General features: G+C 67.4%; 10 protein-coding genes and 1 pseudogene. 4 read left to right on the top strand and 7 right to left on the bottom strand.

Features of this window, described 5'->3' with window-relative positions; genetic code table 11:
- Positions 1–59 precede the first annotated feature (59 nt).
- Complete coding sequence (locus AC5P78_RS03495; protein WP_005411154.1) at positions 60–233, bottom strand: hypothetical protein; 174 nt, start codon at positions 231–233, stop codon at positions 60–62.
- A 215-nt stretch (positions 234–448) separates the two neighbouring features.
- Between AC5P78_RS03495 and AC5P78_RS03490 the strand changes: the two genes are divergently transcribed.
- Positions 449–835 carry a DUF2628 domain-containing protein gene (locus AC5P78_RS03490; protein WP_024957921.1) on the top strand — a complete coding sequence of 129 codons (387 nt, stop codon included), beginning with the start codon at positions 449–451 and terminating at the stop codon, positions 833–835.
- Positions 836–912: 77 nt separating this feature from the next.
- Here AC5P78_RS03490 and AC5P78_RS03485 read toward each other — a convergent pair whose 3' ends face one another.
- The 3 genes and pseudogenes from AC5P78_RS03485 to AC5P78_RS03475 form a co-directional block, all read right to left on the bottom strand.
- Positions 913–3,444, bottom strand: a complete 2,532-nt coding sequence (locus AC5P78_RS03485; RefSeq protein ID WP_043034588.1) for a methyl-accepting chemotaxis protein — start codon at positions 3,442–3,444, stop codon at positions 913–915.
- A 209-nt stretch (positions 3,445–3,653) separates the two neighbouring features.
- Positions 3,654–4,547 carry an NAD-dependent epimerase/dehydratase family protein gene (locus AC5P78_RS03480; RefSeq protein ID WP_005414561.1) on the bottom strand — a complete coding sequence of 298 codons (894 nt, stop codon included), beginning with the start codon at positions 4,545–4,547 and terminating at the stop codon, positions 3,654–3,656.
- A gap of 98 nt (positions 4,548–4,645) precedes the next feature.
- Positions 4,646–4,925 (bottom strand): annotated as a pseudogene (locus AC5P78_RS03475) (S41 family peptidase); the annotation flags it as partial.
- A gap of 121 nt (positions 4,926–5,046) precedes the next feature.
- On the opposite strand from AC5P78_RS03475, the gene AC5P78_RS03470 reads away from it, so the two are divergent.
- The gene (locus AC5P78_RS03470) at positions 5,047–5,352 is read left to right on the top strand and encodes a KGG domain-containing protein (RefSeq protein WP_012481337.1); all 306 of its coding nucleotides are present in this window, start codon (positions 5,047–5,049) and stop codon (positions 5,350–5,352) included.
- A gap of 10 nt (positions 5,353–5,362) precedes the next feature.
- Here the strand turns inward: AC5P78_RS03470 and AC5P78_RS03465 are convergent, their stop codons facing one another.
- Entirely contained in the window at positions 5,363–6,835 is a 1,473-nt protein-coding gene (locus AC5P78_RS03465; RefSeq protein WP_111197101.1) for an MFS transporter, read from the bottom strand.
- 126 nt (positions 6,836–6,961) lie between these two features.
- Here AC5P78_RS03465 and AC5P78_RS03460 point away from each other — a divergent pair, with 126 nt between their 5' ends.
- Complete coding sequence (locus AC5P78_RS03460) at positions 6,962–7,591, top strand: TetR/AcrR family transcriptional regulator (protein WP_005414565.1); 630 nt, start codon at positions 6,962–6,964, stop codon at positions 7,589–7,591.
- Between the two features lie 15 nt (positions 7,592–7,606).
- On the opposite strand, the gene AC5P78_RS03455 is transcribed toward AC5P78_RS03460, so the two are convergent.
- Positions 7,607–7,957 carry a VOC family protein gene (locus tag AC5P78_RS03455; protein ID WP_012481340.1) on the bottom strand — a complete coding sequence of 117 codons (351 nt, stop codon included), beginning with the start codon at positions 7,955–7,957 and terminating at the stop codon, positions 7,607–7,609.
- A gap of 156 nt (positions 7,958–8,113) precedes the next feature.
- Positions 8,114–8,314, bottom strand: coding sequence for a hypothetical protein (locus AC5P78_RS03450; RefSeq protein WP_005411162.1), 201 nt, complete (start codon positions 8,312–8,314; stop codon positions 8,114–8,116).
- A gap of 188 nt (positions 8,315–8,502) precedes the next feature.
- Between AC5P78_RS03450 and AC5P78_RS03445 the strand changes: the two genes are divergently transcribed.
- On the top strand, positions 8,503–11,859 hold the full coding sequence (locus AC5P78_RS03445) for an autotransporter domain-containing protein (RefSeq protein WP_414498255.1): 3,357 nt from the start codon (positions 8,503–8,505) through the stop codon (positions 11,857–11,859).
- Positions 11,860–11,931 lie beyond the last annotated feature (72 nt).

The raw sequence follows: 11,931 nt of genomic DNA, 5'->3' as shown, positions 1-11,931 counted from the left end.
CAAGAGCGTCCGCCGCGATCGCGCTGGCGACGGGCCAGCGCGATCGGCGGTGTTGCGGATTACTCGCTTTCCAATGCGGCGGCGGGCGCCGCGCTCTGCGTAGCCGCCGTGCGTGCACGGTCCATCGCCACCGCCAGTTGCTGGCGTGCGAGCAGCTGTTGTGCCTGCACCACTTCAGGTGTCGGCAGGAGCACCGGTCCCGGTGCGTTTTCCGGTGTAGCAGGTGTGGTCATGCAACCTCCATGGACATCCCGCCGCCGCACGGATTCAGCTGGTGCGGCAGCGGAACTGCGCACCCTATCCTAAAACAAGGCGGGCGGGTGACGGTGCGCGCCCCTGCCGCAGCAGCCGGAACAAGGCCGGCGTCACATTTTTGACGGTGACGCTTGGATCCTGAATAGGACTTGTCCTATCATGAAAACGTTTTCTCACAGGGATGTCTCCCCCAATGAATACCACTGACCTGTCCCAGTTCAGCCCGAAGTGGCAGTTCCGCTTCAACTTCTTCCGCCAGCACGGCGCCCCCAAGAACCCCGGCTTCAAGCAGGCCTGGAAGGCGCTGTCCTTTGGTGACCGCCTGAAGATCAACCTGAACTTCTTCGCGTTGTTCTTCGGTGCCATCTACCTGCTGATTCTTGGCATGTGGCGCAAGGCACTGGTGGTGATCGGCATCAACATCGCGCTGGCCATCATCACCATGTTCCTTCCGGACGTCGTCGGGCGCATGCTGTTCATCGCCATGAACCTGCTGGTCGCCTCCAGCACCAACTACAGCTACTACCTGGAGAAGGTGGAAGGACGTACCAGCTGGAACCCGTTTGAAGGAATGTTCTGAGCCATCAGACCTGCGCAGGATGCGCGGCAAGGATGCAACCGACGCCCGGCCCCCGCCGGGCGTCTTCGTTTCCGGGATCAGGCCGCGCGGCGGGCCATGGCCTCCGGTTCGGCCTGCAGGCGGAAGCGCGAGACCGCCACGGCCAGCTGCTCGGCCTGCTCCTCCATAGCCCGCGCCGCGGCGCTGGCTTCCTCCACCAGCGCGGCATTCTGCTGGGTGGTCTCATCCATCTGCACCACGGTCTGGTTGACCTGCTCGATGCCGGCGGACTGTTCACGCGACGCAGCCGAGATCTCGGCCATGATCTCGTTGACGCGCCCCACCTGGCCGACGATGGCCTGCATGGTACGGCCCGCACCGTGCACCAGCTGCGCACCGGCACCGACCTGTGCCACGGATGCGTCGATCAGTTCCTTGATTTCCTTCGCTGCGCCCGCCGAGCGTTGCGCCAACGCGCGCACTTCGCTGGCGACCACCGCGAAGCCGCGGCCCTGCTCACCGGCCCGCGCCGCTTCCACCGCCGCATTCAACGCCAGGATGTTGGTCTGGAAGGCGATGCCGTCGATCACCGAAATGATCTCGGCGATGCGCTGCGAGGAGGCCTCGATCTGCTCCATGGTCTGCACCACCTGGTTGACCACTTCCCCGCCCTCGCTGGCAACGTCAGCGGCGGATCCTGCCAGGGTATTGGCCTGCAGCGCGTGGTCGGCGTTCTGGCGCACGGTGGAGGTCAGCTCCTCCATTGAGGCGGCGGTTTCTTCCAGGTTGGCGGCCTGCTGCTCGGTACGACGCGAGAGATCACTGTTGCCCGCAGCGATCTCACCCGCCGCCAGGCGGATGCTGGCGGCCGACTGCTGGATCTGGCCGACGATCTGGGTCAACTGCTGCACGGTGCTGTTGGCATCGTCGCGCATCACCGCGAACACGCCATGGAAATCACCGCGCATGCGTGCGCTGAGGTCGCCGGCGGCAATCGCGCGAAGCAGCGTCGAAAGCTCAGCCAGGTTGTGATCGCTGACCTGCATCATGATGTTGAGGGTCTCCACCATGCGGCGGAAATCGTGGTCGAAGCGCTGGGCATCACCGCGTACAGCGAAGTCGCCGGCCGCCGCGGCGGCGGCCAGCTGCTGGATCTGCTCGTTGATCGCGGCCAGGTTGCTCTTGGTGGTGGCCATCGCTGCGGTGAACACCGCCTTCTCGCCCGGCAGCGCTTCCATGTCCACGCTGAGGTCACCCACCGCGTAACGCTGCATCACCTCGACCAGGCGCTGGGTGACCGCATTGCTGGAAGCCACCAGCTGGTTGCTGTCGGCCACCATGCGGCCGTACTCGCCGGGGAAGGCAGTGGCGTCCATGCGGTAGCTCAGCTCGCCAGCATCGTGGCGGCGCGCCATTTCCGCCTGCGCCGCCATCACCGCCTGCAGCTGCCCGCGCATGCCCTGCATCGCGTCCAGCAGGCGGCCCACTTCATCGTTGCTGCGCGCAGGCAAGGTGCTGTCGAGCTTGCCGGCGGCGACGTCACCCGCCACCCGCACCGCTTCGGCCAACGGGCGGATCGCCAGGCGGCGCAGCAGCACGTAGACACCGGCACTCAGCGTCAGCGCGGCCACCACGCCCACCAGCAGCGTCAACCACAGCAGCTGGCGTGCCTCGGCCACGATCACCGCGTGCGGCATCACCACGCCCAGCGCGAAGCGCTGCGGGGCATTACCCACGCGTAGCGGCACGTAGACGCGCACGTTGCCGGCTGCATCGGGCGTGAAGGCTTCGAACCGGCGGTCGGCGGCGATGTCGGCCAGCATGCTGCGGGTCAATGCGTCGGTGCGCGGCTTGCCGATCTCGGCGGCATTCGCCGAGGCCAGCACCACGCCGTTGGGCGAAAGCAGCTCGACGCGGCCTGCGCCCATCGGCGTCAGCGTCGCCAGGTGCTTCTGCAGCGCCGCCAGCGAGAAGTCGACGGTGAACACGCCGAGGAAGGTACCGTTTTCGACGATCGGCGAGCTCAACGTGCTCATCAGCACCTGCTGGCCGGCGATGTCGTAGGCATAGGGCTCGCTGACCTTGGGCAGCTTGTCGCGGCTGGGTACCACATACCAGTCGGCCGAGCCGTCGGCGGCTTCGGTGTAGTCGGTCATGGTCGACTGCTGCGGCTTGCCGTCATGCCAGGCCCAGTAGCTCATGTAGCGGCCGCTGGCATCGTGCATCGCGGTATTGGCGAACTCGGCATCCTTGCCATCGAAGGCATCGGCCTCCCACATGGTGCTCTTGCCGAGCCACTCCGGGTGGGTGCGCAGCTGCTCGCCCAGCACGGCAGCCAGGCTGGCGCGATCGGGCACGTCGCCCCGCGCACGCTGGGCGAGCACGGCTTCGACCATGGCATCGTTGCTGGCAAACGCCGTGCCCAGATCGGCGGCGACCTGGCGCGCTTCAGCGTTGGCCTCGCTGGTCATGGTCTGGCGCGAGGCATCGATCAGGCTGGCACTGGCCTGGCGATAGATCAGGAACGCCGTCAGGCCGAAGCACAGCAGCGCGATGACGGCGGTGCCCAGCATCAGCTTGTGGGCGATGCTGCCCGGGCGGCGGGCAGCGGCGGAACGGGAAGAAGGCATGGAGGGGTCCGCAAGGCAGTTCAGGACGACCGGCACCGGGAGGGCACCGCGCAGGCGCGCGATCCGTCGCGCAGGCCACCGGCCGCCGGGACCCGCCCGGCGCAGGAAGCGCACCGGGTTAGCGGCCGCCTGCCAACGAGGTTGAGGCGACCGGCCTACACATTCCTGAATCCACTCAGGGACGGGACAGGGATCCGTCCCCGCTTCCCCTATTCGGCCACCCGATCCTTGATCCACTCCGCGCGTGGCAACACCTCGATGCTGCCTGCGGCGTACTGCTGCAGCACCGCGTCCGGCCCGAAACGCGGCTGCCACCCCAGCTCCCTGCGGATGCGGGCGCTGTCGTAGACGCGGTCGACGCTCAGCGGCAACGGCCAGCCGCGGCGCTCGAACTCGGCCAGCAGCTGCGGTACGCGCCGGGCCAGTACGTTGCGCGGCTGGGTGGCCAGTTCCAGGCAATCCTCGCGCCGGAACGGGGTTGCGGCGCAGGCGATGTAGCGGGCGAAGGCCGGCCCCTCATCCAGCAGCAGCGCGGCATGGGCACTGGCCACGTCACGGGCGTCGATCCCACGATGCAACCGGAACATCGCCATCCGTTCCGGCGGTTCCGGGAAGCAGCGCCCCATCCGCAGCACGCGCACCCCGAAGTCCGGTGCGGCGGCAGCTTCAGCCAGGGCCTCGGCCTGCAGCTTGCTGCGGTGGTAGATCGTTCGCGGCAGCGGCTCGGTATCCTCATCGATCCAGCGGCATCCCCCCGCCACCACCGCGTGGCCGTACAGCGCGGTGGTACTGGTCAACACGAACCGCCGTGCGCCTGCCTCGCGCGCCGCCTGCAGCAGGTGCGCAGTCGCGTCCACGTTGATCTGCTGGAACACCGCGTCCGGTACCAGGCCGACGTGCGGCGCATGCAGGGCCGCGGTATGGATGACCGCGTCGACGCCCTGCACCGCGCGCACGACGGCTTGATGATCGGTGACATCGGCAATGATGCGCGTGGTGGCAAACGGACTGCGGTCCAGACCCACCACTTCATGGGCAGCCGCCAGCGCGCCGAAGATCGCGCGCCCGATCCGCCCGGAACTGCCGGTCAACAGAATCTTCATTGAGTCCATTCACTCGAAGCGCCCGGGAACTACCGGGATGCTTCGATTCTAGGCATGCAACGGCACATCTGCGATAGGACGACCGCGCAACTGTGCGTTCATCCTGACGACTTCGGCGGAGCCAGCAGTTGACGCGCGATGGAGAGTGGATCGTCGCCGCCTGCCGCGTGGGGCGCGACACCGGTCCGTTCGCCGTTGCCACCGGTGCGCAGTTTGATCGGTTGCCGGTCGGAACGTTTATCTGATAGCCATCGGGCAGCAGCACAGGACCATCGAACATATGTGCGGCACCGCCACTGCGGCCGCCGGCCTTGCCGCGCATCCGAGGGCCGGCAGTGAATACGCGACGAATGCGGCCGCCGGGCCGGCTGCGTGATCATCCCCGTGCGCAGGGCGCGTGAAAACCGGGGCGAAGATGGCGACCTGGAGTTAGCGTGCGATGGCCAAGCATGGACGCCGTCGCCCACGAAGGCGGCGTCCACACTGCAGGAGATTTCACATGACTGAGCAGAACCCGCGCAGCTCCAACCGGGGCTTCGCCTCGATGGACCAGGACAAACAGCGCGCGATCGCCGCCAAGGGCGGGCGCGCGGCACATGCCTCCGGCAATGCGCACGAATTCAGTCCGGCCGAAGCACGTGCCGCAGGCCGCAAGGGCGGCGAAGCGATCAGCCGCGACCGCCAGCACATGGCCACGATCGGACGCGAAGGTGGACACGCACGCCACGCCAACGCGCGCCAGCAGCAACAACAGCCTCAGGCGATCGAACGCACGGCAGAGGACCCGCAACGCCAGCAGGGCTGAATGCTGCGCGTCAAGCCGATGCACGCTGCCGATGCAGCCCAAGCGCCGCAAGCAGGGCCAGCGCACCCGCCACCGCCATCGCCCAACCGAACCCGCTGGCCATCGCACTGCGGTACCAGGTCAGCACCTGCGGCGTGGCGTGCATCGAGCCCGGGTGCAGGATCAGTTCACGCGCCTGCGCAACAAGCCGCTGCTGCCCTGCGGCCTGTGCGCAGGCGGCGAACTGCTGTACGGCACGCTGGCCCATCAGGCTGCCCATCAGCGCGATGCCCAGGCTCATGCCTGCCTGGCGCAGCGCGTTCATCGTGGCTGATGCGATACCTGCGCGTTCGGCCGGTGCGTTGGCCATGATCGCCATGCCGGTCGCCGGCACCGCCAGCCCCATTCCAATGCCAAGCAGCATCAGCACGGCAGTGGCACAAGCGCGCGAAGTAGCCGGTTCGAACGTGGCCATTGCGCACAGCGCCACACCGGCCAGGACGTAGCCCAGCACCAGCGCGGCATGCAGCCCGAGGCGGGCAACCAGGCGCCCGAACGACAGCGAGACAACACCCATCAACAGGAACTGGGGAGCCAGCTGCGAGCCTGCCAGCGCGGCGCTGTGCCCCTGTGCCTGCTGGAAGAACAGCGACAGGAAGAACAGGCTCGCATAGGCGGTGAAGCCCAGCACGAACGAGGCCAGGTTGAGCATGCGGAAGCGACCGTCGGCAAACAGGTCCAGCGGCAGCAGGGGGCGTGCCACCCGCCGCTCGACGATGCCGAACAGGATCAGCCCCGCAGTTGCGGCGCCCAGCGCCAGAAGCGTCACCGGGGCCAGCAGGCCCTGCTCGCCGATCGCGATCAGGCCATAGCACAGCGCGCCCAGCGCGCCGATGCTGAGCAGCTGCCCGGCCGGATCCAGCGCGGCGTGCTGCGGGTGCCGTCGCTCGGCGATGCCCCAGGCGCCAAGCACAAACGCCAGCAGCCCCAAAGGCAGGTTGATCAGGAAGATGCTGGGCCAGCCGGCCCGCTGCACCAGCGCACCGCCCAGCAACGGGCCAAGCACCAGGGCAAGCGCGCTGAAGGCGGACCAGCCACCGATCACGCGTGCACGCTGGCCCGGATCGGGAAATGCGTGACTCAGGATCGGCATCGCACTGGGAATCAACAGCGCACCTGCCACGCCCTGCACCGCGCGCCCGGCGACCAGGGTCGAAAGGTCCTTGGCGCAGGCGCACAGCAGCGAGCCCATGGTGAAGGTGGCGACGCTCAGCAGCCACATCCGCCGATGACCGTAGCGATCCCCCAACGGACCGGCCGACAGCATCAGCGCCGACAGTGCGATCGCATAGGCGTTGATCACCCATTGCAGGCCCGCCATGTCGGTCTGCAGCGCCTGCTGCAGGGTTGGCAGGGCCACGTTGACGATGCTGATGTCCAGCGAAGCGAGGAATGTACCGAGGTAGGCCGCCAGCACCAGGGCGGGCCGTTGGAGGCGTCTCATGCGTGGATCCGGGGGGAGGATGTGCGCGCATCCTATCGACTGACTGACCGTCGGTCAATGACTGGCGGTCAGTCAGTGCGAAGGGGCAGCTAGAATGGCGTCCGTCACACCCGGATACCGCCCACCATGCAGACCCCAGCTGTCGCCAGGCCTCGCACCAAGCCCGCCGAAACCCGCCAGGAGGAACTGATGGACGCCGCGCAGGCGTTGTTCCTTTCGCAGGGTGTGGACGCCACCACCATCAGCGACATCGTCGCCGCGGCCGACGTGGCCAAGGGCACTTTCTATACCTATTTCGCCTCCCGCACCGAGATCCTGCAGGCGCTGGCGCAGCGCTACACGCGGCAGTTCATGGACGAGGTCGAGCAGGCAGTGCAGCAGCACCCTGCCGGTGATGGCGCAGCGCGCCTGCGCGCCTGGATCCGCGCCAACATCGAGATCTACGCGCGCACCCACGCGTTGCATGACGTGGTGTACGCCAACCATCACCACCACCAGCGGGGCAATGCCGAGCGCAATGCGATCCAGCAGCAGCTGCTGGGCATCCTGGAAGCGGGCAACGCAGCCGGACTGTGGCAGCTGCCTGCTCCACAGGTCACCGCCTCGTTGATCTATGCCGGCGTGCACGGTGCCACCGACGACCTGATCGCCACACCCGCACAGGATGCCGATGCCTTCATCGCCGCTGTGGAAGCGGATTGCCTGCGCATGGTCGGCGTTCCGGCAGCGCCGACGCGCAGCGGCAGACGCCGCTGAAGGAACGCTTCCCGCTCAGGTGTGGGCGAGAATGTTCAACAGCCGCCCGAACGGGTCGCGGACGAAGAAACGACGCACTCCCCAAGGCTCGTCGGCAGGGCCATACTCCAGCGGGATGCCGGCCGCGTGCATGCGCTCCAGCACCTGCTGCAGGTCGTCCACTTCGATCGACAGATCGGGCACCGCGGTGCCGGAACCTCCTTCGCTGGCAAAGCTCACCTGCGCCAGCGCACTGCCCTGCCCGCCATGGGTGACGATCCAGCCATGATCCATCACCACCGGCATGCCCAGCAGCCCGCCATAGAACGCTGCGGCACGCGCCGGGTCGGGCGTGGCGATGTTGGCGACAATGCGTCTGACGGCCATGTGCAGCGGCTCCGGTGCGATTTCCCATCCTCGCCGCTGCGTGCATGGCCCGCAAGCGGGCTCGGGCCAGATGACCGCATCGCCATCTGAGGCGATCGCTGGAACAGAAGAGCCCCGTCGATGACGGGGCTCCGCGTACGGCTCAAACGGCGCGACTCACACGCCCATGCACAGATCGACCACGCAGGTGTTGTACGCCTGCTGGCATTCACCGGCATCGGTGCCACTGGCCAGGCACATCTGATAGGCCCGCCAGCACGGCTGGTCGCAGGGCTCGACCGGCCCTGCCACTGCCACCGAACCGGTACACGCCAACGCGAATACCGCCACTGCGATCACCTTCCTGACAACACGCATCGCCATCACTCCTTGATAAGCCTGGTGAGCCCAGGCCGGCCCACGTTAGCGAGGACACGGGGAGACGAAGTGAAGCCCACTGTCACGCACACTTAACCTGTTCACAATTTTCCTTTCACATGCATGGGGGATGTCGCCACGGATTGGCGTTAACGGCCTTGTTGCCCGTCCACCAAGGAAGTCGCCCGATGAATCACCCGCTGCACGGCCGTTCGTCCCACTCCCGCTCCCCGCTGCACAGCCGCCTCGCGCTGGCCGTGTCCAGCTCTCTGTTGCTTGCCGCTGCCGCGCCCGCCATGGCCGGCGAGGCGCTCGACGCATGGCAGCAACAGCGCCAGCTGCAGGCGGCTTGGGCACAGCCCGCCGTCAGCGCGCCTGCAGCATCGACGGCCGCCACGCCTGCGGCAACCGGCACCGCCCTGCTCGGCAATCCGGGCGATGCCGCCAGCTGGCGCAGCGATGAATTCAACGCCGACTGGGGCCTGGGTGCGATGGGGGCCGACTACGCGTATGCCCGCGGCCTGACCGGCAAGGGCGTGCGCCTGGCGCTGTTCGACACCGGCTCGGCACTGGCTCACCCCGAATTCGCCGGCCGCAACACCTCCAGCATCACCATCGGCCCGAACTGTGCGTCACCGGGAACCGTCGGCGGTACCGGCGCGTGCAGCCAGACACAGGGTGATCAACCGGGTATCAACTACTACACGCTCGGCGCGGGCGTGCCTGCTTCCCTGCAGGCCAACATCATTGCCGCAGGCCGTGAATGGGGTTTCCGCTATGCCGATCACGGCACGCATGTCCTCGGAACCATTGGCGCCAACCGCAATGGCACGGGGATGCACGGCGTCGCCTTCGGTGCCGATCTGACGACCGCCCGTGTATTTGGTGACACTTACTACGAATGGAGGCGCCAGGCGAGCGGAGGCTACCTGCCTGAAGCCGTGGAACGGACGGATCCCGATGGTGCCGCAAGGCTGGACATGTACGCGCAGCTGCAGGCACAAGGCGTGCGTGCCATCAATCACAGCTGGGGCATCTCCACCCGGAACATGACCGTGGCCGCACTGGATGCCCAGTACGCACGCATCGGTGCCGGCTACGACGTATACGGAAGCATCTACAAGGACAGTGCGAACGCCCCCGCTTCGCAGTTGATCCAGGTCTGGTCGGCCGGCAATGGCAGCGGCGCCGTCGCCGGTATCACCGCGGCCCTGCCGCGCTGGAAGCCGGAGATCGAGCCCTACTGGCTGGCCGTCGCCAACGTTCGCCAGCCCAATACAGCCAATGGTGAAACCGACTACGTGATCAACGCAGGCTCGAGCATCTGTGGCGCTGCCGCCAACTGGTGCATTTCCGCACCCGGCACGGCAATCCTCAGCACCATCGTTTCCGGTGACATCCAGGGACGGCTGAAGAAGACCGCAGACTACGTCCGTCTTCTCATCGACAGCCAGAATCCCACGTACGACTACGGCCTGAAGACCGGCACGTCCATGGCCGCCCCCCATATCACCGGCGCACTCGGCCTGTTGATGGAGCGCTTCCCCTACCTGGACAACGCCCAGGTGCGCGACGTCCTGCTGACCACCGCGCGCGATCTCGGTGCGGCAGGCGTCGACCCGATCTACGGCTGGGGCATGATTGACCTGCGCAGGGCCATCGAGGGCTATGGCTCGCTGCGCGTGGATACCAACGTGGTGATGAACCAGAGGGCCGGCGGCCTGAAGGTGTGGGAAGGCGATGCCTGGGACGACTGGACCAATGACATCGGCGGCCCCGGCACGCTGACCAAATCCGGCATCGGTTGGCTGCGCCTGAGCGGCGACAACAGCTTCAACGGCGCGGTGCTGCGCGAGGGCACGCTGGAGTTGAACGGCAGCAACACCCTCACCTCGGCGGTCGATGTGCAAGGCGGCCGGTTCCTGCTCAACGGCAGCCTGGTCTCCACCGCACTCACCACCACCGGTGGCGTCAGCACGGTCAGCGCCAGCGGCGTTCTGAAGGACGGGAACCTGACCGTCAATGGCGGCGTGGTGTCCTTCAATGGCATGCAGACCGGCGGCACCACCACGGTCGGCAGCAACGGCCTGCTGAAGGGTATCGGCACGTTGGGCAGCACCCGAGTGGACGGCACCATCGCGCCCGGCAATTCGATCGGCACGCTGACCATCAACGGCGACTACGTGCAGGGCCCGACCGGCGTCTACGCCGCCGAACTCGCGCCTGGCGGGCGCAGCGACCAGTTGCACGTGACCGGTACCGCCACCCTCGGCGGCACGCTGGTCGCGTTGCCGGAACCAGGCATCTACTATCTCGGCGAGCAGTTCAACTTCATCCGCGCCGACGGTGGCATCAACGGCCAGTTCGCGAAAACCGACTTCAGCGCGTTCTCGCCGTTCCTGCAGTTCAGCCTCGCCTACGGCACCAATGGCACCCGCATCGACGTGGCACGTGGTGCCTCGCTGGCCAGCGCCGCCGCCACCCCGAACCAGCGCGCGGTGGCCGCCGCGGCGGACCTGCTGGCAATCAACCAGGGCCTGCCCAAACCGCTGACCCAGCTGTTCCCGCAGCAGGTCGGCGGCGTGCTCGACGGCCTCAGCGGCGAACTGCACGCAGCCACGCCGCTCGCACTGGTGGAAGGCAGCCGCTACGTTCGCGATGCCGCGCTGTCCCGCCGTGCAGGTGCAGTCGCGCCAAGCGCCGATGCGGGCGACGCCACCGGCGCCTGGGTGCAGGCTCTGGGCGGCAACAGCAGGCTGGACGGCAACAGCAATACCGCCCGCACCGAAGCCAACAGCAACGGCCTGCTGGCCGGTATCGACCACGAGTTCTCTGGCTGGCAGGTCGGCGTGCTGGCTGGCACCGGCCGCACCGACGTCAAGCAGCAGGCGCTTCGTGCCAAGTCGAAGATCGACAACACCCACTTCGGTGCATATGCCAGTCACAACTGGGGCGGCCTCGGCCTGCGTGGCGGCGTCGCCTGGAGCAAGCACAAGGTGAAGAGCACCCGCGATGTCGACTTCGCAGGGTTCAGCGACAGCCTGAGCGCCCGCTACAACGCGCATACCCGCCAGGCCTTCATCGAAGCCGGCTACCGCTTTGGTGGCCCGGAGGCCGGGCTGGAATCCTACCTGCAGGTCGCGCGCGTAGAGGTGGACCTCAAGCCGATCAACGAGCGTGGTGGTGCAGCCGCCCTGCACGGCAAGGTGGATGACACCGGCACCACGATCGCCACCGCGGGCCTGCGCTTCGACAAGGGCCTGAAGGCATCGTTCCAGCAGGACAGCTGGCTGCACCTGCGTGGGGGCGTGGGCTACCGCCGTGCCTCGGGTGACCGCAGCCAGCTGGCCGACCTCGCATTCGCCAACAGCACCACCACCTTCGCGGTCGAAGGCGCCCCGATTGCCGACAGCGCCGTTGTGGCCGAGCTGGGGCTGTCGGCCTGGCTGACCCCGCGCCAGCAGCTGGAGCTGGGGTACAGCGGCCAGTACGGCAGTGAAAGCCGCGACCACAGCGCCAACATGCGCTGGTCGGTTCGCTTCTAGACGCGTGTTCTCTTGACGGTTTGGGGCGGCCTCAGGGCCGCCCCCTTTTTATCCACGCCCCAGGGCTGTGCG

Source organism: Stenotrophomonas sp. YJH_SMC_133 (assembly GCF_059370655.1).
The sequence above is the reverse complement of the archived record's forward strand: the minus strand, read 5'-3'. Positions and strand labels throughout refer to the sequence as shown.